19 protein-coding genes are annotated in these 19610 nt (G+C 65.2%); 10 read left to right on the plus strand and 9 right to left on the minus strand.

Features of this window, described 5'->3' with window-relative positions; genetic code table 11:
- The first annotated feature begins 12 nt into the window (after positions 1–12).
- The 3 genes from AC1RQP_RS38415 to AC1RQP_RS38425 all read left to right on the plus strand — a co-directional run bounded on the left by AC1RQP_RS38415 (position 13) and on the right by AC1RQP_RS38425 (position 2880).
- Entirely contained in the window at positions 13–945 is a 933-nt protein-coding gene (locus AC1RQP_RS38415; RefSeq protein ID WP_061879645.1) for a sugar-binding protein, read from the plus strand.
- A gap of 102 nt (positions 946–1047) precedes the next feature.
- Positions 1048–2025, plus strand: a complete 978-nt coding sequence (locus tag AC1RQP_RS38420; RefSeq protein ID WP_492942804.1) for an aldo/keto reductase — start codon at positions 1048–1050, stop codon at positions 2023–2025.
- A 3-nt stretch (positions 2026–2028) separates the two neighbouring features.
- Entirely contained in the window at positions 2029–2880 is an 852-nt protein-coding gene (locus AC1RQP_RS38425) for an amidohydrolase family protein (protein ID WP_492942806.1), read from the plus strand.
- A gap of 286 nt (positions 2881–3166) precedes the next feature.
- Here AC1RQP_RS38425 and AC1RQP_RS38430 read toward each other — a convergent pair whose 3' ends face one another.
- Both AC1RQP_RS38430 and AC1RQP_RS38435 read right to left on the minus strand, forming a co-directional pair.
- Positions 3167–4396 carry an ABC transporter substrate-binding protein gene (locus tag AC1RQP_RS38430; RefSeq protein WP_239627916.1) on the minus strand — a complete coding sequence of 410 codons (1230 nt, stop codon included), beginning with the start codon at positions 4394–4396 and terminating at the stop codon, positions 3167–3169.
- A gap of 115 nt (positions 4397–4511) precedes the next feature.
- Positions 4512–5438 (minus strand): class I SAM-dependent DNA methyltransferase, encoded by a 927-nt coding sequence (locus tag AC1RQP_RS38435; RefSeq protein WP_492942879.1) that lies wholly within the window; start codon positions 5436–5438, stop codon positions 4512–4514.
- A 199-nt stretch (positions 5439–5637) separates the two neighbouring features.
- On the opposite strand from AC1RQP_RS38435, the gene AC1RQP_RS38440 reads away from it, so the two are divergent.
- From AC1RQP_RS38440 to AC1RQP_RS38460, 5 genes are all read left to right on the plus strand, one after another.
- Positions 5638–6675, plus strand: coding sequence for a ligase-associated DNA damage response exonuclease (locus AC1RQP_RS38440; protein WP_492942808.1), 1038 nt, complete (start codon positions 5638–5640; stop codon positions 6673–6675).
- A complete protein-coding gene (locus AC1RQP_RS38445; protein ID WP_492942810.1) occupies positions 6672–8546 on the plus strand; it encodes an ATP-dependent DNA ligase in 1875 nt (624 codons plus the stop codon). Before AC1RQP_RS38440 ends, AC1RQP_RS38445 begins: the two co-directional genes overlap by 4 nt.
- A 393-nt stretch (positions 8547–8939) precedes the next feature.
- Positions 8940–9245 (plus strand): DUF6460 domain-containing protein, encoded by a 306-nt coding sequence (locus AC1RQP_RS38450; protein WP_197949184.1) that lies wholly within the window; start codon positions 8940–8942, stop codon positions 9243–9245.
- A gap of 21 nt (positions 9246–9266) precedes the next feature.
- Complete coding sequence (locus AC1RQP_RS38455) at positions 9267–10001, plus strand: MBL fold metallo-hydrolase (RefSeq protein WP_492942812.1); 735 nt, start codon at positions 9267–9269, stop codon at positions 9999–10001.
- A gap of 1 nt (position 10002) precedes the next feature.
- Positions 10003–11382 (plus strand): MATE family efflux transporter, encoded by a 1380-nt coding sequence (locus AC1RQP_RS38460; protein WP_492942814.1) that lies wholly within the window; start codon positions 10003–10005, stop codon positions 11380–11382.
- Positions 11383–11467: 85 nt separating this feature from the next.
- Here the strand turns inward: AC1RQP_RS38460 and AC1RQP_RS38465 are convergent, their stop codons facing one another.
- Complete coding sequence (locus AC1RQP_RS38465) at positions 11468–12565, minus strand: quinone-dependent dihydroorotate dehydrogenase (RefSeq protein WP_028181548.1); 1098 nt, start codon at positions 12563–12565, stop codon at positions 11468–11470.
- Positions 12562–12906, minus strand: a complete 345-nt coding sequence (locus AC1RQP_RS38470; RefSeq protein WP_239627905.1) for a DUF952 domain-containing protein — start codon at positions 12904–12906, stop codon at positions 12562–12564. Before AC1RQP_RS38470 ends, AC1RQP_RS38465 begins: the two co-directional genes overlap by 4 nt.
- Positions 12907–13180: 274 nt before the next feature.
- On the opposite strand from AC1RQP_RS38470, the gene AC1RQP_RS38475 reads away from it, so the two are divergent.
- Both AC1RQP_RS38475 and AC1RQP_RS38480 read left to right on the plus strand, forming a co-directional pair.
- Positions 13181–13837 (plus strand): S24 family peptidase, encoded by a 657-nt coding sequence (locus AC1RQP_RS38475; protein WP_239627903.1) that lies wholly within the window; start codon positions 13181–13183, stop codon positions 13835–13837.
- 139 nt (positions 13838–13976) lie between these two features.
- Positions 13977–14729 (plus strand): carbonic anhydrase, encoded by a 753-nt coding sequence (locus AC1RQP_RS38480; RefSeq protein ID WP_239627901.1) that lies wholly within the window; start codon positions 13977–13979, stop codon positions 14727–14729.
- Positions 14730–14887: 158 nt separating this feature from the next.
- Here the strand turns inward: AC1RQP_RS38480 and AC1RQP_RS38485 are convergent, their stop codons facing one another.
- The 5 genes from AC1RQP_RS38485 to AC1RQP_RS38505 form a co-directional block, all read right to left on the minus strand.
- The gene (locus AC1RQP_RS38485) at positions 14888–16528 is read right to left on the minus strand and encodes a lysine--tRNA ligase (protein WP_492942817.1); all 1641 of its coding nucleotides are present in this window, start codon (positions 16526–16528) and stop codon (positions 14888–14890) included.
- A 292-nt stretch (positions 16529–16820) separates the two neighbouring features.
- Positions 16821–17756, minus strand: a complete 936-nt coding sequence (locus tag AC1RQP_RS38490) for a transporter substrate-binding domain-containing protein (RefSeq protein WP_239627899.1) — start codon at positions 17754–17756, stop codon at positions 16821–16823.
- 217 nt (positions 17757–17973) lie between these two features.
- A complete protein-coding gene (locus AC1RQP_RS38495) occupies positions 17974–18564 on the minus strand; it encodes an SCO family protein (protein WP_239627897.1) in 591 nt (196 codons plus the stop codon).
- 24 nt (positions 18565–18588) lie between these two features.
- A complete protein-coding gene (locus tag AC1RQP_RS38500) occupies positions 18589–18783 on the minus strand; it encodes a hypothetical protein (protein ID WP_131871839.1) in 195 nt (64 codons plus the stop codon).
- Between the two features lie 110 nt (positions 18784–18893).
- Positions 18894–19415 carry a Clp protease/crotonase-like domain-containing protein gene (locus tag AC1RQP_RS38505; RefSeq protein WP_239627894.1) on the minus strand — a complete coding sequence of 174 codons (522 nt, stop codon included), beginning with the start codon at positions 19413–19415 and terminating at the stop codon, positions 18894–18896.
- Between the last annotated feature and the right edge of the window lie 195 nt (positions 19416–19610).

Consider the following 19610-nt stretch of genomic DNA (forward strand, 5'->3'; position numbering starts at 1 on the left):
GTGGAGGAGACAATGAGGAAACTTCTTCTTGCCGGCATCGCCGTTGCGATGATGGCTACGCCGGCATTTGCCGCGAACTACCGCTTCGTCATCGTACCCAAGGCGATGAACAATCCGTTCTTCGACTTTGCACGCGACGGCTGCCTGAAGCGCGCCAAGGAGCTCGGCAACATCGAGTGCATCTACAAGGGGCCGGTGGAGCATGAGCCTGCGACGCAGGCCCAGATCATCCAGGACTTCGTCACCCAGAAGGTCGACGGTCTCGCCATCTCGGTCGCCGACGTCGCTGCCATGACCAAGTCGATCGAGGCGGCAACCGCCGCCGGCATCCCCGTCATCACCTTCGATGCCGACGCACCGGGCTCCAAGCGCATCGCCTATATCGGCACCAACAACAAGGAGTTCGGCCTGGCTCTCGGCAAGCAGCTCCTGAAGATGCGGCCCGATGGCGGCAAATACGCGATGGTCTCGGGCGGTCCCGGCGCCAAGAACCTCGCCGAGCGCGTCGATGGCGTGCGCGAGGCACTGAAGGGCTCGAAGTGGACCGAGGTCGCGGGCTCCCCGACCTTCTGCAACGACGATCCCGCACTCGCGGTCCAGCAAATGACGGACATGCGCACCGCGACGCCCGACCTTGCCGCCATCGTTCCGATCGGCGGTTGGCCGATGTTCGCTCCTGAGGGCTTCAAGGCCTTCGCATCCAGGAACAAGAAGGACATCGATTCCGGCAAGTTCACGCTGGTCGTGGCCGATACGCTGAAGATGCAGCTCGAGCTGCTGCGCGACGGCTACGCCAATGCGCTGGTCGGTCAGCGTCCGTTCGAGATGGGCGAGAAGGCGATGGACACGCTGCTCGCGATCAAGAAAGGCGAGAAAGTACCGGAGATCGTCTACACCGGCCTCGATCTCGTCACCAAGGACAACGTCGCACAGATGTTGAAGTAGGCGCGCCGCCGGCCCCGCGCTCCTGCATGCCTCTCCCGCTTGCGGTTTGCGCAAGCGGGAGAGATGATCTCTTCCGGAAGAGGCTGCTGGAAGGCAATGGAAATGAAACGCTCGCGGCTCGGCGCTCTCGATGTCACCTCGATCGGCCTGGGTTCCGCTCCGCTCGGCGGATTGTTCACTCCCGTCAGCGATGCCGATGCGGAGGCGACGATCGCGCGCGCCTGGTCGGCCGGCATCCGCTTCTTCGACACCGCGCCGCTCTATGGCTTTGGCCTTGCCGAGCGGCGGCTGGGCGCATTCCTGCGACAGCAGCCGCGCGACTCCTACGTCATCTCGACCAAGGTCGGCCGTCTGCTGCGCGCCCCGGATGGCGCTGCCGCCGAGGACGAGCACTACAAGGGCACGCCGCGCGAGCGGCCGGTGTTCGATTTCAGCCATGACGGGGTGATGCGATCGGTCGAGGAGAGCCTGGCGCGCCTTGGGCTCGACCGCGTCGACGTCCTGCTCGTGCATGATCCCGACGACCATTATGACGACGCCGTCGCCGGCGCCTTCCGCGCGCTCCAGCGCCTGCGCAGCGAGGGCACGGTCAAGGCGATCGGCGCAGGCATGAACCAGTCGGAGATGCTGGTTCGCTTCGCCGAGGCGGTGCCGGTCGACTGCTTCCTGCTCGCCGGGCGTTACACGCTGCTCGACCAGGGTGCGCTGGATGCGCTGTTTCCGGTCTGTCAGGCGAAGGATATCGGCATTCTGCTCGGCGGCATCTACAACAGCGGCATCCTGGCCAATCCGCGGACCTCGGCGAAATTCAACTATCAGGACGCCGATCCGGCGCTCGTCGCGCGTGCGCTCGAGCTCGACGCGCTCTGCCGCCGGCACGGCACCGAGCTGAAAGCCGCCGCGCTCCAGTTCTGCATGGCGCATCCGGCCGTGACGGTCGCCGTCATGGGCGCGCGCAATGAAGCGGAGGTCGCCGACAATATCGCGATGTCGGAGGCGGCGATCCCACCGGCGTTCTGGCAGGAGTTGCGCGCACGAGAGCTCGTCGATGCGCGGGCGCCGCTGCCGGGCGGGGCGTAAGGCATGATCATCGACGGCCACCAGCATTTCTGGGACCCGGCACGCGCCGACTATCCCTGGATGGAGGCGGACGAACTCGGCCCGATCCGCCGCGCCTTCGGTCCTGCCGATTTCGCGCCGCTCATGAAGGCCAACGGCATCGACGCAAGCATCCTGGTGCAATGCCGCTCCGCGCTGGAGGAGACCGAGGCGTTCCTGCACATCGCGCACGAAAATCCCTTCGTCGTCGGCGTCGTTGGTTGGGCCGATCTGACGGATGGCGCCCTCGACGAAACGCTTGATCGCCTGCGCGCTTTGCCCGGCGGCGGCAGGCTGGTGGGAATTCGTCACCAGGTCCATGACGAAGCTGATCCGGATTGGCTGCTCCGCGAGGATGTGCAGCGCGGCCTCACGGCTGTTTTCGCCCGCGATCTGGCCTACGATCTTCTCGTCCGCACCCGCGAACTGCCGGCCGCGATCGCAACGGCGCAGGCCTTTCCGCAAGCGCGCTTCGTGCTCGATCACGCCGCCAAGCCGCCGATCGCCGACGGCGGCAGCGCCGAATGGGCCGACGGCATCGCAGCGCTGGCGGCTTGCGGCAATGTCTGGTGCAAGATCTCAGGCCTGGCAACCGAGGCGGTCTGGAATGACTGGGATGCGGAGCGCCTGTTTCCGTTCGTCGAGCACGCCGCGAAATGTTTCGGGGAGGACAGGCTGATCTACGGCTCGGACTGGCCGGTATGCCTGCTTGCGGGAAGTTACGGCGAGATCAAGTCCGCGCTGGAGGCCTGCCTGGCGAGGCTTGGGTCGCGCGTGCGCGACAAGGCTTTTGGTGTGAATGCGACGCAGGCTTATCGGCTGGCTATCGCCGCTTAGAGCGCGATGAAAGGAGGCTCGATCGCTACAAAGACGGAGGTGCGCTCCCTCTCCCGCTTGCGGGAGAGGGTTGGGGAGAGGGTGCTTCCGCACTGGGACAATCCCCCAAGTGGATAAAGCCCTCACCCGGCGCTTCGCGCCGACCTCTCCCGCAAGCGGGAGAGGTGAACGAGCCGCGGCAATCGATTGGACCTAAAGTCATTCCGCTCTAGCTCGAAGCGTCGGCGCCTTCCTCTCCTGGCGGAGCAGGAGAGGGGAAGCAACGGCCGGGGACCCGCGCCAGGTCCTACTCCGACATCGGCTTGTCGGAGATGTCCCAGTCCTTGCCGGTGAAGGTGGAGATGAACAGCGTCTTCATCGGCGTGTAGTTCTCGGGCGTGTAGCTGTAGGTGACGCCGTCGAGGAAGTAGGGCGAGTGGAAGCCCGCGAGCGTCGAGGCCTGCTTCAGCACGTTGGCGCGGGTGAGTTCGTCGCCGCAGCGGCGCAGGATCTCGCCCATGGTCACGGCCTGGCCGTAGCCGGCAAAGGCGATGGTGTTGTCGGGGTCGATTGCCGGCGTGTACTTTTTGCGCAGCTCCTCGAACGCCATCACGTCGGGGTCCTTCTCCCATTTGGGAAGGCCGACCTCCTTGTTGTAGCGGATGGCGACGATGCCGGTGGCGTTCTCGAGGCCCGCGGCGCTCAGGATGGAGCGGCCGGTCGAGCCCGCCGACAGCAATTGCAGCGGCTTCCAGCCGAGCTCGGCCACCTTACGAATCGACTGCGACGACGCCTTGCCGGTCGAGATGTTGTAGAACACGTCGGCGCCCGATTTCGAGAGGTTGATGAGCTGGGAATCGACGGTCGGCTCGGTGAGATCGTAGGTCTGCTCCATGATCACCTGGGCGGTACCGCCGGCATCGGCCAGCACCTTCTTGAAGGGACCCAGGAAGTCGCGACCGAAATCGTCGTTCTGGTAGAGGATGCCGATCTTTGCGTTCGGCTTCACGCTGACGACGTGCCGGGCCAGGATGCGCGCCTCGGTCGGATAGAGCGGCAGGCCCGCCATCGTCCATTTGAACTCTTTCGGGTTGTTCCACTTCGACGCGCCGGTGTTGAGCAAGAGCTGCGGCACGCCCTTGGAGTTCAGGTATTTGTGCACGGCGGTCTGCGGCGCGGTGCCGAGCGAGCCATAGAGCGCCAGCACTTCCTCCTGCTCGACCAGGCGCCGCGTCGCCTCGACGCATTTCGGCGCGCTGTAGGCGTCGTCCATGGTGAGGAACTTGACCTTGCGTCCGTTGATGCCGCCCTTCTCGTTCAGCATCTGGAAATAGGCTTCGCCGATGCGCCCGAGCACGCCGTAGAGCGAGCCGGGGCCGGAATGCGGCACGGTCTGCCCGATCTTGATCTCGGTGTCGCTGGCGCCCGCGTCGTATTTCTTCTCCGCGGCCCAGACATAAGGCGCAGGCAAGGTGGATGCGGCGATGGTGGCGAGCGCGCCGGCGCTGAAATCGCGCCGCGATGGATTCTTCGTCATTATTTGTTTCTCCCTAGCGAGGGCATTGTGCTGACATCGCAGCGCAGCTCGCAAGTGGGGAGTCGCAACTTTGCGACGCAATGACGCTCATATTGCGCGGTGCTAGCGCCTAGACTCAAGTTTTCTCGGCGACGACGACGAGGCCGCGCACCGGCTCGTTGTTCTCGATGCGCGGCGAAGCCAGCTCCAGTGTCAGCAGCTCGAGGCCGGCCTTGGCAATCGCGTCGCGGACATATTCCGCTGAATGGGCATAGCGCAGGCCTTCGCCGAGCACGATGCCGCCGCCGTCATGAGTCTCCAGCGTGAAGGCGAGCACGCCGCTGGACGCGAGCACGCGCCTGGCTTCGGTGAGCACCGGTGCGAGATCGGAGAGATACACGAAGGCGTCCGCAGCGACGACGAGATTTGCGCTCGCGTCCGCCTTGGTGCGCAAGCCTTCGATCATGTCGGTGATCTCGAGCTCGGCATAGAGGTTGGTCGCGCGGGCCTCCTTGATCATGCGCGGTGACAGGTCGATGCCGATGAAGTGGTCGACCTGCTTGGCGAAGGCTGCGGCCGCAAGCCCGGTGCCGCATCCGAGATCGATCGTGCGCTTGAAGTAGGCCGGCTTCTTGGCGGCGCCGCGCGCGGCCAGCACCGCCTTGAATATCAGGCTCGGGCCGCGATAGCCGAGATCGTTGATCAGCGTGTGCTCGAATCGCGGCGCGTATTGATCGAACAGCGTCTGCACATAGGCCTTGGGCATCTCCGCCATCTCTGCGTCGCCGAGCCGCATCAGGTGCAGACCGGCGCCGTGCCGGTCCTCGGCATCGGAGTCGAGCGCCTTGCGAAAAGCCGTGATCGCCTTGTCGCGTTCGCCAAGCTGCCGGCGGATCTCGCCGAGCGTGAACCAGGCAGAGGTGAAGTTCGGCGCAAGCTCGATCGCCTGCTCCAGCAGGTCCGCGGCCGCCGGCAGATCGCCCTTGAGCTGGAGATCGCGCGCGAACTCGAAACGGCGGTCGGCCATGAGATCGCCGGAGGACAGGAACAGGCGCAGAGGCATCTGGAACCACTCGTCATTGCCGGGCTTGACCCGGCAATCCATCAAAAATCGACTGTTTAGGAGGATGGATGCGCGGGCCCCGCCTCCCAAAAATTGGGATCGGCGGGCTTTTACACCGCCGGGCCGGCGAAGCCTAGCGGAGACGGCAAGCCCGCGCATGACGGGTTAATTTGAAGCGTCAGCTCCCTATATGAACCCCATGCGTCCGCAAGACATCCTGCTGCCAACTGCTGCCGGCCTGTGCTGCAAGCCCGGCGGCTTTCATATCGATCCTGTCCGCGCGGTCGAGCGCGCCGTGATCACCCACGGCCATTCCGACCATGCCCGTGCCGGCCATGGCGCGGTGCTGGCGACACAGGAAACGCTCGACATGATGCGGCTGCGCTACGGCGAGAACTTTGCCGGATCGACGCAAGCCATCCGCTATGGCGAGGAGATCCGGCTCGGCGACGTCCGCGTCAGATTTCACCCGGCCGGCCATGTGCTGGGCTCGGCGCAGGTCGCGGTGACGTGCCAGGACACCTGCATCGTCGCCTCCGGCGACTACAAGGACGCGGCCGATCCGACCTGTGCCCGGTTCGAGCTGGTGCCCTGCGACGTCTTCATCACCGAGGCCACTTTTGGCTTGCCGGTGTTCCGGCATGGCGATGCTAGCGACGAGGTGAAGAAGCTGCTGGCCTCCGTCGCGCTGTTTCCGGAGCGCGCGCATCTGGTCGGCGCCTATTCGCTCGGCAAGGCGCAGCGCGTGATCGCGCTGCTGCGGCAGGCCGGCTATGACGCGCCGATCTACCTGCATGGCGCCATGGAGACGATCACCCATTACTACCAGAGCCGCGGCATCGAGCTCGGCGAGCTCAGGCCGGTGAAGGGCGTCAAGAAGGCCGCGCTCGCCGGCACCATCACGCTGGCGCCGCCCTCGGCGACGTCAGACCTGTGGACGCGGCGCTTTCCCGATCCGGTCACCGCCTTCGCCTCGGGCTGGATGCGCGTGCGCGCCCGGGCGCGGCAGCGCGGCGTCGAGCTGCCGCTGGTGATCTCCGATCACGCCGATTGGGACGGCCTCACCGCCACGATCGGCGCGACCGGCGCCGGCGAGATCTGGGTCACCCACGGCCAGGAAGACGCGCTGGTGCATTGGTGCCGAAGCAAGGGCCTGAAAGCGCAGCCGCTCGATCTCGTCGGCTATGGCGACGAGGAGGAGAGCGAGACGCCGATTCCAGACGAGGCTGAGGCATGAACCGCTTCGCTGAACTGCTCGACCGCCTCGCTTACGAGCCCGGCCGCAACAACAAGCTGCGGCTGATCACCGGCTATTTCCGCGAGGTCGGTGATCCCGACCGCGGCTATGCGCTGGCCGCGCTGACCGGCGCGCTCAGCTTCAAGCATGCCAAGCCCGCGCTGATCCGCGATCTCATCGCGGCGCGCACCGACCCGGTGCTGTTCGGGCTCTCCTACGATTATGTTGGCGACCTCTCGGAGACGGTGGCGCTGATGTGGCCGAAGGCGCGAAACAATTCGCAATCTTTTCCGGGCCACCCCTCTCCCCCGCCCTCCCCCGCAAGGGGGGAGGGAGCGCAGCGGGGCGCGGCGCAGCAGACGCGATTTGAAACTGACAGTAGCTTAGCGAGTGATGGACGCACGAGCCCAACCGTTCCCTCCCCCCTTGCGCGGGAGGGGCAGGGAGGGGGGTACTCCGGGCGAGATCCCAACGAGTCCATTCACGCCCGCAACCACAACAACCCGCCACCCCCAACCCTCACCGAGGTGGTCACCACGCTGCGCACGCTCGGAAAGACCGAGTTGCCGAAGCAGCTCGAGCGCTGGCTTGACGAGCTGGATGAGACCGGCCGCTGGGCGCTGCTGAAGCTCGTCACGGGCGCGCTGCGCATCGGCATCTCCGCGCGCCTCGCCAAGACCGCGGCTGCCGCACTCGGCGACAAGGACCCGCATGAGGTCGAGCTGATCTGGCCGGGGCTTTCGCCGCCCTATCTCGACCTGTTCGCCTGGCTGGAGGGACGCGCCGAAAAGCCCGTCAATCGCGATCCCGCGCCGTTCCGGCCCGTGATGCTGGCGCATGCGATCGAGGACACGGATTTCGCGGCGCTCGATCCCGCCGACTACATCGCCGAATGGAAATGGGACGGCATCCGCGTGCAGGCGGTGGCGGGGCGGGACGATCGCGGCCGAATCACGGCGCGGCTCTATTCGCGCACCGGCGAGGACATCACGGGGAGCTTTCCCGACCTCGTGCCGTCGCTGCACCTGCCCGGCGCCATCGACGGCGAGCTCCTGATCCTGCGCGAGGGCCGCGTGCAGAGTTTCAACGTCCTGCAGCAGCGCCTCAACCGCAAGGTCGTCTCGCCGAAGCTGATCAAGGAGTTTCCGATCCACCTTCGCGCCTACGATCTGCTCGGCGACGACGAGAACGATCTGCGCGAGCTGCCTTTTGCCGAGCGACGCGAACGGCTGGAGAGATTCGTTGGGAAGCTCGACGATCCCCGGATCGACCTGTCGCCTACCGTCCCTTTCACAAGCTGGGACGCGCTGACCGCGGCGCGCGCCGATCCGGCGAGCGCAGGTGCCGGCGAGGATGCGGACGCCGTCGAGGGCGTGATGCTGAAGCGGCGCGATGCGCCTTATCTGCCCGGGCGGCCGAAGGGCCAATGGTGGAAGTGGAAGCGCGACCCGCACATCATCGATGCCGTGCTGATGTATGCCCAGCGCGGCCACGGCAAGCGTTCGTCCTATTATTCCGACTACACTTTTGGCGTCTGGACCGAGGGCGAAGGCGGCGACGAACTGGTGCCGGTCGGCAAGGCCTATTTCGGCTTCACGGACGAGGAGCTCCTCCAGATCGACCGCTTCGTCCGCCGCAACACCACGGAAAAGTTCGGCCCCGTGCGTCATGTCGTGCACGAGGGCGACAAGGGTCTCGTGCTGGAGGTCGCGTTCGAGGGCCTGCAACGTTCGCTGCGACACAAGTCCGGCGTCGCCATGCGCTTTCCCCGCATCAGCCGCTTGCGCTGGGACAAACCGCCGCGCGAAGCCGACCGGCTGGAAACGTTGGAGAAGATGCTGAAAGCGGAAGCGGCGGAGATCGAAATGTGAAGCGTTCGGTCTGGCCGCGACAGCAGTGCACTCCCTCTCCCCCTTGCGGGCAGGGCTATCGCATATGGTGTCACTCGCGAGCTGAGCGCGCGCCTCGTCCTTCGAGACGACGCGCTTCGCGGTCTCCTCAGGATGAGGCTAAGTGGCAGCGGCGCCCGCTGAAACTGCCGTCACGCACTCGGTCCTCATCCTGAGGGCCCGCCAAAGGCGGGCGTCTCGAAGGATGGGCCGCGCGGGAGAGGTGACCGAGCCCGCCACCGGCAGCGTCCCCAGATCTCGGCTCCGACGTGATGACGAAATTAAAACACGGTAAGCTGATTGACGCTCGCTTGCGGGTTCCCCATGTGCCTCGCCGTGCCCTATAATGGGGTCGAATCCCCTGAGGAGTTTGCGATGGTCCAAGACGTCAGAGATTTGCCGGCCGGCCGCAGCGACGGCCTGCACCGCTTTCTCGGCGGCTCCCCGCTGGCGGTCGCGTTTCGCCTGGTCCTGCTCTCGATCCTGGTCGGCGTCGTGCTGGCCGCGATCGGCTTCGACCCCTGGAACATCATCTACAGCATTCGCCTCTTGTTCCAGCGTCTCTGGGATCTCGGCTTCGATGCCGTGAACTGGCTGTGGCGCTACTTCCTGCTCGGCGCCGTCATCGTCATCCCGATCTGGCTGCTCTCGCGCGTCTTCGGCGCGCCGCGCGGCCGGTGAGATCTTGAAGGCTCGCGGCCGATGCAATTGCGCTTTGTCGGCTGCGGCGATGCTTTCGGCTCCGGCGGCAGGCTCAACACCTGCTTCCACGTCTCCGGGCGCGAGGCCAACTTCCTGATCGATTGCGGCGCGTCGGCACTGCCGGCGCTGAAGCGGCTCGAGATCGACTGCAACGAGATCGATCTGATCCTGATCACGCATTTCCACGGCGACCATTTTGGCGGGCTACCGTTTGTCCTGCTCGACGCGCAATTCTCGCGGCGGACGCGGCCGTTGACGATCGCGGGTCCGCAAGGCATCGCGGCGCGGCTTGCCCAGGTGATGGAAGCGCTGTTCGAGCATTCCTCGAAGACCAAACAGCGGTTCGAACTGAACGTGATCGAACTCGCCCCCGAGCAAGGCCGAAGCTTCGGCGCGGTGACGGTGACACCCTATCCGGTCGTGCACGGCGAATCCGGCGGGCCCTTCCTGGGTTATCGCGTCGAGACCGAGGGCCGCACGCTCGCCTACAGCGCCGACACCGAATGGACGGAGACGCTCATTCCGCTGGCGCATGGCGCGGACCTTTTCATCGCGGAAGCCTACATGTACGAGAAGGTGGTCAAGAACCATCTCAGCCTGAAGACCTTGGAACAGCACCTGCCCGCGATCGGCGCCAAGCGGCTCGTCCTCACCCATATGAGCGAGGACATGCTGTCGCGTCTGGGCGAAGTGCCGCATCTCGCTGCAGAGGACGGCATGGTGCTCGTGGTCTGACATGCACGCACCGGTTCATTCCAGGATCAGCTCCCGACAGGTGTTCTCCATCGCGGGACCGGCGATGGTCGCGAACCTGACCACGCCGCTGATCGGCGTGGTCTCGACCACCGCGATCGGACGGCTCGACGATGCCGCGCTGCTCGGCGGCGTCGCGATGGCCTCCGTCATCTTCGATTGCCTGTTCTGGCTGTTCGGCTTCCTGCGCATGAGCACGCTCGCCTTCACCGCACAGGCGCTGGGCGCCGGCGAGACGCGCGAGCAGACCGCGATCCTGGTACGCGGCTTCATCGTTGCCGGCCTGATCGGCACCGGGCTGATCGCGCTGCAACTGCCGCTGACCTCGGTGCTGTTCGATCTGATGGGCGGCAGCGAAGGCGTGACGCGCGCGGCGAAAACCTATTTCATGATCCGGATCTGGTCATCGCCATTCGCCTTCGCCAATTACGTCGTGCTCGGCTGGCTGGTCGGGCAGGCCCGCGCCAATCCCGCCCTCGCGCTCCAGGTCGTCATCAACGTCATCAACATGGTGGCGACGATCCTGCTGGTGCTCGTCTATGACACCGGCATTGCCGGCGCTGCGATCGCCGCGCTGCTCTCGGAGACGATCGGCTTCGTGCTCGGTGTGATCGTCTGCCGCCGCTATGCGGACGGTGGCTTCAGGGTGCCCAGGGCTACGCTGTTCAATCGCACAAAACTGATGCGTCTGCTGGCGGTGAACTCCGACATCATGATCCGCACGGCGGCGCTGATCGCAGTGTTTCTGTTCTTCACCGCCAAGGGCGCGCGCGCCGGCGACGTCACGCTGGCGGCGAACTCCGTGCTCAACAATTTCCTCCTGGTCAGCGCCTTCTTCCTTGACGGTCTCGCCAACGCAGCCCAGCAGCTCTGCGGCCGCAGCTTTGGCGCGCGCGACGCCAGGGGATTTGCGGATTCGACCAGGCTGGTGCTGCTCTGGGGGCTCGGCTTCGCGCTGGTCGTCGCCGTGCTGTTCGCGCTGTTCGGCCCCAACCTGATCAATGTCATGACGGCCAGTGAGGACGTTCGCCGCGCCGCGCGCGAGTTCCTGCCGTTCATCGTGCTTGCGCCGATCCCCGGCGTGTTCGCCTTCGGCTTCGACGGCATCTATGTCGGCGCGACCTGGGCGCGCGAGATGCGCAATCTGATGCTGGCTTCGCTCGCGATCTTTTTCGGCGTCTGGCTGGCGCTGCAATCGTTCGGCAATGCAGGATTGTGGTGCGCGCTGATCGCATTCTACGTCGCCCGCGGCGGCTTGCAGGGTGCGCGCTATCCGGCGCTGTACCGGGCGACGTTTTCTTCTCCTTCTCCCCGCTTGCGGGGAGAAGGTTGGGATGAGGGGGAGTCTCCGCAAGGACGGTGAGAGTCGGACGCGCGGAGAGTCCCCCTCACCCGGAATTTGCTTCGCAAATTCCGGCCTCTCCCCGCAAGCGGGGAGAGGCGAAGAGCTACATCCCCGGCCAGTCTTCCGCCGTGAGCGTCGCCGCATCGGCGCCGACGATATCGGAGAGCGAATCCCGGCCCGTGCGGAGCAGCGTCGATGTCAGGTCGCGCTTGATCTCGTCGACGAGGCCGAGTCCCTTGTAGACCAGCGACGAATAGAGCTGGATCAGGCTGGCGCCGGCGCGGATCTTCGTCAACGCGGCGCCGCCCGAGTCCACTCCGCCGACGCCGATCAGCGGGAATGCACCCTCGACGCGCACATAGGTTTCCGCGACCATGCGCGTCGAAAGGCGAAACAGCGGCCGGCCGGACAGGCCGCCTTGCTCCTTCGCCCGCACCTGCTCACGCAACGTGCTCGGCCGCGCGATCGTGGTGTTCGACACGATCATGCCGTCGACCCGGCGCGAACGCGCGACCTGCACGATGTCGTCGAGCTGGGCAAGGCTCAAATCCGGCGCGATCTTGAGCAGCACGGGCGTGTCGCCCGCCTTCTGGCGCACCCGCTCGCGGGCGTCGATCACGTGTGCGAGGAGATCGTCGAGCAGCGCGCCTTCCTGCAGATTGCGCAGGCCGGGCGTGTTCGGCGAGGAGACGTTGACGGTGAAATAGCTCGCCACCGGCGCAAAGGTCTCGATCAGCTTGACGTAGTCGGCGACACGGTCCGGCGAATCCTTGTTGGCGCCGACATTGACGCCGACGATGCCGCCGTGCTGCGCACGCGCCGCAAGCCGGCGCAACGCAACCTCCGCACCGTCATTGTTGAAGCCCATCCGGTTGATGATCGCCTCGTCGCGCTCGAGCCGGAACAGCCGCGGCCGCGGATTGCCTTCTTGCGGCTTCGGAGTCACCGAACCGATCTCGACGAAGCCGAAGCCGAGTCGCAGCAGCGCGTCCGGAACCTCGGCGCTCTTGTCGAAGCCCGCGGCCATGCCGATCGGATTGGGAAAGTTCAGCCCGAAGGCGCGCACCGCGAGCTTGGGATCATCGGCACGCGGCTTGGCCGGCGGCAGGAAGCGCAGGCCCTGGATCGCGAGGCGATGCGCATCCTCGGGGTCGAGCCAGCGCAGCACCGGCAGCGAAAAGGCGTCGAACGCGCGGATCACGGCAGCAGCTCCGGAACATCGTGACCGCCGTCGGAGCGCATGTTGAGGTTGATCACCGCGATCACCGCGCCGACATCGAGCTCGCCATAGAGATGCGGAAACAGCTCGTCGTTGCGCGAGCGCTCCCAGCGCAGCTCTCTGCCGAGCACGTCGCCGTCGACCTCGACCAGGAACAGCGCGCGCTGCCCGAAATAGTGCTTGCGCAGGGTCTCGGGAACCTGGGCAGCGGTCGAGAAATGGATGAATCCGTCGCGCGCGTCATCCGCGCTGCCCCGGTAGACACCCTGCCGTTCCGCCTCGCGCCAGGCCGAGGCCGGACAGATTTTGTAGATCTTGACCACCGCTTCCGCAGCCTTGTTTGTTCTTTGAGTTTTTTGGGTTTTTTCGTCTCACGCGGGTCCGCAAAACCCGGGCGCGACCGTAAAGGCCGTCCCTTCCGAACTCAAGACCTAGAGTCTTTTCCGTTCCGATGAAATCGGAACGGGGCTCTGGATTGTTGTTTTGACGCATTTTCGAGACGCGAACCGGTACCCACTTCGCCACCTCTTGCGCGAAAAACGGAAAACCGGTTGATTTGAGGATAGTTTTCCTGAGTTGCGACGGGCTGGGCCTTCCATGGTCAGACAAGCCAAAGCGCAGAGGATGCTGACTCACGACCAGATCTGGGCCGCGCTGGATCGGCTGGCGGCGCGCGCCGGATTGTCGCCGTCCGGGCTTGCCAAGCGTGCCGGGCTCGACCCCACCACTTTCAATAGGTCCAAGCGCATCACCGCCGACGGCCGCGAGCGGTGGCCCTCGACCGAATCGATCGCAAAGGCGCTGGCCGCGGCCGGCGCCTCGATCGACAGCTTTGCGAAATTGATTGACAATGACGGCGCGGGCGACGGGCGCTCGGTGCCGCTGCTCGGCTTCGCGCAGGCCGGGATGAGCGGCGCCTTCGACGAGGCCGGCCTTCCATCCGGCAGGGGCTGGACCGAGATCGCGCTTCCCGCCACCGAGGACGGCCACACCTTTGCGCTGGAGATTTCGGGCAATGCGCTTGCACCCGTCTATCGCGACGGCGACATCGTCCTGGTCTCGCCCGGCGCGCAGATCCGCAAAGGCGATCGCGTGGTGGTGAGGAGCAAGGCGGGCGAGGTGACGGTCGCGACGCTGAAGCGCCGCACTGCAAAGGCGCTGGAGCTTCAGCCGCTCAATGGGACACAGGCCGAACGCGCGCTGGCGGCGAGCGATGTGGCGTGGGTTGCGCGGATCCTGTGGGCGAGCCAGTGATTGCCTTCCGTCGGCATGGTGCCAGGTGCGGTGACACCACCGCGCCGCCGCCCGCAGCGGGCGACCTTGCGACTCACCGCTCCTCTTGCCTAGGCTGCAGCCGATATTGTCGATCCAGTTTGTCTTTGGGGGGATAAAGATGAATCGCCGTCACGCATTGAAGGCCCTGGCGGGCCTCGCGCTTTGTCCGCTCTGCAAGCCGGCTTTCGCCGCCGAAGGCACGCATTGGAGTTATGAGGGCGTCGGCGGTCCGGCCAAATGGGGCGATCTCGATGCGGCCAACAAGGCCTGCGCGGTCGGCCTGCAACAGTCGCCGATCGACATCGAGGCGACGATCAAGTCGCAATTGCCCGTCCTGAAGCTGAATTGGGGCAAGAGCGCCGACACCATCGTCAACAACGGGCACACGATCCAGCTCAACTTCGCCGAAGGCAGCAGCTTGATGCTCGGCAACGTCAAGTACAAATTGCTTCAGGTGCACTTCCATCGCCCGAGCGAGCACATGATCGGCGGCAAGAATTTTCCGATGGAGGCGCATTTCGTCCACCGCAACGAGGCCGGCGGGCTCGCCGTGGTCGGCGTGCTGATGACCGAGGGCAGGCCGAACGCAGCCTTCGGCAAGATCGTCAAGACCATGCCGGCAGCGGAAGGACCTGCCGTGAAGGCCGACGCCGCCATCGATCCTCGCGCCATGCTGCCGCAGCGGCTCGGCTATTTCCGCTATCCCGGCTCGCTGACGACGCCGCCCTGCTCGGAAGTGGTGGAATGGCTGCTGCTGACGGACCCGATCCAGGTCGCCAGCGCCGACGTCGCGGCGTTCGCAAAGCTCTATCCAATGAACGCGCGCCCGGTGCAGAAGGACAACCGGCGCTACGTGCTGAGGTCGACCTAAGCGGGAGCCTCACTCCGCAGCTTCGCTGTCAGGTTCACCGTCATTCCCCGCGGAGGCGGGGAATCCAGTACGCTGCGGCCTTTCAGCTCTATTACCGCGGCCTCTCGAATACTGGATCGCCCGCCTTCGCGGGCGATGACAGTAGAGTGGCCTCACGCTCACGCGCTCCGCGCCAGCGCGCCGTCGATCATGTTCACCGCGTTCTGCACGCCGTACACGGCGACGAAGGAGCCGAAGCGCGGGCCTTTCTCCTGGCCGAGCAGAACCTGGTAGAGCATGTTGAACCAGTCGAGCGTGACGCCGGGGCGGCCGTCCTTGCCCTTCTTGACCTGGTCGAGGAACGGTTCGCGGCGGCCGACCTCGTAGACGACGTTCTGGATGTCCTCGGCCGAAGCGTCCGGCGCCAACTGCGACAGCGCATCGCGCAGATCCTGGAGCGCGGCGCGCTCGCTGTCTGTCGGCACCCGGAACTGTTTCGTCGGCGCGACGAAGTCGCGATAGTAGTTGATGGCGTAGCCCACCATCGCGTCGAGCTTCGGATGCGTCTGCGGCGTCACGCCGGGACGATAGCGACCGATGAAGCCCCACAGCGTCTCGGCATTCTCCGCGTTCGACGACGAGACCAGCGTCAGGAGCAGCTGGAAGGTGACGGGCATGTCGCCCTTCGGCGGATGGCCGTTGTGGATGTGCCAGACTGGATTGCCGAGCTGCTGCTTGCCGTCCTGCTTCGCAAAGCCGTCGAGGAACTGCTGGTAGTCGTCGACATTGCGCGGGATGACGTCGAAATAGAGCCGCTTGGCCGCCTTCGGCTCGCGATACATGAACAGCGACAGCGATTCCGGCGAGGCATAGCGCAGCCATTCGTCGATGGTGAGGCCGTTACCCTTCGACTTCGAGATCTTCTGGCCCTTCTCGTCGAGGAAGAGCTCGTAGTTGAAGCCTTCGGGCGGCGTGGCGCCGAGCGCCCTGGCGATCGCGCCGGAGAGCTTCACCGAATCGATCAGATCCTTGCCGGCCATCTCGTAGTCGACGCCGAGCGCGACCCAGCGCATGGCCCAGTCGGCCTTCCACTGGCACTTGACGTTGCCGCCGGTGACGGGCGTTTCGACCTCCTGTTTCGTATCAGGATCGACATAGGTCACCGTGCCGGCCGCGACGTCGCGGCGGATCATCGGCACCTGCAGCACGACACCGGTTGTCTTGCTGATCGGAAGGAACGGCGAATAGGTCGCGCGGCGATCGGGACCCAGCGTCGGCAGGATGATCGCCATGATCTTGTCGTAGGCGGCGAGCATCTTGAGCAGCGTCGCGTCGAAGCGGCCCGACGTGTAGTAGTCGGTTGAGCTCGCGAACTCGTAGTCGAAGCCGAAATGGTCGAGGAAGGCGCGAAGCCGCGCATTGTTGTGCGCGCCGAAGCTGTCATGCGTGCCGAAGGGATCAGGCACACGCGTCAGCGGCTTGCCGAGATTGGCTTCCAGCGGCGCTCTGTTCTGCACGTTGTCAGGCACCTTGCGCAGGCCGTCCATATCGTCGGAGAAGGCGAGCAGGCGGGACTTGATCTTGTCCTCGGTCAGCACGCGGAAGGCATGGCGCACCATCGAGGTGCGCGCGACCTCGCCGAACGTGCCGATATGCGGCAGTCCGGAGGGACCGTAACCGGTCTCGAACAGCACCTCGTCCTTCGGGCTCTTCTTCAGCCGCGCGACAATGGCCTTCGCCTGCTCGAACGGCCAGGCGTTGGATTGTTCGGCGAGCGCACGCAGGTCGCTCGGGTTCGCGGCAAGATCGATAACGGACATCATGGGCCTCCGGGCCGCGGAAAATAGCGATTTCCGGGCAGAATGCAATTTTGCGGGGCGACACAGCCGCCTCCGCCGTCATTGCGAGCGAAGCGAAGCAATCCAGACTGTTTCCGCAGCAGCAATCTGGATTGCTTCGTCGCTGCGCTCCTCGCAATGACGGTGAGGAAACAGCGAAACTAGAATCGTAGGGTGAGCAAAGCGTAGCGTGCCCACCATTCATAAGACGTGGGCACGGCGCTTGCGCGCATTTGCCCACCCTACGGCAGCTCGCGCGCCGCAAGAGCGCAGGCTAGAACGGACTCACCGAGAAATACCGCAGCCACAGATCGGTGTAGCGGCCTTTTTCCCAGACGCGGAACATCGCCCAGTTCAGGGCTTGGCGCAGCACGTCGTTGCCCTTGCGCACGGCGATGCCGATGCCTTCGCCGAAGAAGCGGCTCTCGACGAAGGGGCCGCCCGAGAAGGCGCAGCAATCGCCGGAATCCGTGCCGTTGATCCAGAACGCCAGCGAGATGGCGTCGCCGAAGATGAAATCGACCTCGCCCCTGCGTAAGGCCGCGCGCATCGCATCGTCACTGGGATAGGCATGCAGTTCGGCGTCGGTGAACATCGCCTTGAGGTAGGCCTCATGCGCGGAGCCGGCGATGACGCCGACCTTCTTGCCCTCGAGATACTCGGGCCGGATCTCCGGCATCACCGCGTCCTTGCGCGAGGCGAAGCGCGCCGGCACGCGGTAATACGGATCGGTGAAGTCGACGCGGGCGCGAAGCTGCGGGCTCACCGCCATCGAGGCGATGATGGCATCGCCCCGGTTGGAGGTGAGCGCGTCGACCAGCGTCTCGAAGCGGCGCATTTGCACCGTGCAGGTGACCTTGATCTCCTCGCAAAGCGCACGGGCGAAATCGACATTGAAGCCGGCCGGATTGCCGTCCGCGCCGGTGAAGTTGAACGGCGGATAGTCGGTCTCGGTCAGGAAGCGGATCACGGTCAGGCGCGACAGGTCGGGCCGCTCCGGTCGCCGGCGCGGGTCCCAGAAGCCGGGCACGGCCTGCGGGGCTGCCTGGGGGGCGACCTGCGGCGCGGCCTGGGGCGTTGCTGGGGGCCGCTTGGCGGGAGCCTGCGCCTCGGCGCCGGGCAGTCCCGTGAGCAGGCAGGCGCCGACGGCCAGTCCCGTCAGCAAGCTACGGGCAGATTTAGACGATTTCGCCTGTTGCGATGGAGCCATCGGCCGGAGATGAACGAATTTCGTTGGGATCGGAGGGCCTTATAGACCATCCCGCCGGGAACGCGAGCCCGGAATGTGGCTGGGTGAAGGTCCCTCGGCCGTCATGCCCGGGCTTGTCCCGGGCATCCACGTACTTTGCCGTCCCGCCCAAGTACGTGGATGGCCGGGTCAAGCCCGGCCATGACGATGTGGAAGCAGTTGGGCCCGAACGCAGCCTTCACAGATACTTCCTCAAATCAGCCGCCGCCTCCTCCGGCGTCCGCTTCAAATTGAACGGCGAAACGAACCTTCCCTCGCGGTCCATCAGATAGATCAGCGCGGTGTGGTCCATGGTGTAGTCGCCGTCCTTGGTCGGGACCTTCTTGGCATAGACCCGGTAGGAGCTGATGACCTTGGCGGTCTCGGCGGGATCGCCGGATAGGCCCTCGAGGTGCGGATCGAAGCTCGACAGATAGTCCTTCATCGTCGCCGGCGTATCACGCTCGGGATCGACCGAGATGAAGACGGCATTGACCTTGTCGGCATCCTTGCCCATTACGCGCAGCACCTCCGAGATCTCGAACAGGGAGGTCGGGCAGACGTCGGGGCAATGGGTGTAGCCGAAGAAGATCAGGGTCGGCTTGCCCTTGAGGCTCTTGTCGGTGACGACTTTGCCGTTCTGGTCGGTCAGCTGGAACGGCCCGCCGATCGCGGCCGGCTGCGCCACCTTGCCCAGCCCGCCCATGGCCCAGAACATGATCAGGAGCCCGACAATCAGGCTTGCGGCGAAGGCGGTCGCGATCACCAGCGGACGGGCAGCGGAACTCATGGGCGGAAAACTTCCTGTCGCAGGTCAGAAGCAGGCGGCAAAGCCGGTCCTGATCATTTCGAAGAACACCTGGCTGCCATAGTGGAACCAGAGCGCCAGTGCGCCGATCATGACGAGACTGCCGATTGCCGCGCCAGCCCACAGCAGCACGGATGGCATCCGGCCGGCAGTGGGCGAATTGTCCGATAGCCGATGCGCTGGATGCAGTGGTTGAGCCATGACAACGATCGGGACGACGGTCCCGGTTCCCAGGCTTTCAGATAGGCTTTGTGCCGCCTGCGGGCAAGCCGCCGCCGGCGGTGCAAAAGGGTCCCGTCAGGCTGCGAATATCAGTGAAGGAGCTGACCCCGAGCGGATTCGAGCTGCTCGGTTTTTGGGAGCGATCGGCGCGACGGCCTGGCCGTCGAGGCCTGCGCGTCCAGGTAGCAGGGCTTGTACATGGCCTCGAGCTGCTTGCCCCTCAGGAAGAGCATGCGTGGGGTAAGCCCGCCGCGCTGGCCGATCCAGCGCTTCACCTGCGAGGGATACATCGCATAGAGCATCTGGGTTGCTTCGGGATTGGTGATGGCGCGGCCGTTGGAGCCGAAATCCCAGGCGGCGTGGAAGCCGAGCGTCGCATGCGAGGTCACGCAGATCCGGTCGTGCGGGATTGCGCCGAGGACTATGGTGCAGGCGGAAGCGCAAAGGCCGTCGATGATGACGGTCTCGCCCGATTGCCTGAGGTCCTGGTATTTGTCGACGTAGGTTCCAATCCGGCCGCCGCGGTCATCCGCGATCCGAACCACCGCGTGAGACGCCCCCATGCCCGCGATCAGGACAACCGCCGCAAGCAATCCCGTCAGCAACTTCATTGTCCCCGCCCCAGCGAATTCGAATCTGCGTGTCAGGTGGTGATGCACAGCTAGCGTCTGTCGTAACCAAGGTTTTGTCTAGGCAGCCCGGCTCGATCGAAACAAATTCAAATCCAGTGTTGCGTCCGCGCTGCACTCGGCCGGTCTCTATCCCAAAGCGGAACAAGTTAATGAGGTCTTACGCGCCACACCCTT

It is taken from the genome of Bradyrhizobium sp. GW821-FHT13H06 (genome assembly GCF_058803975.1).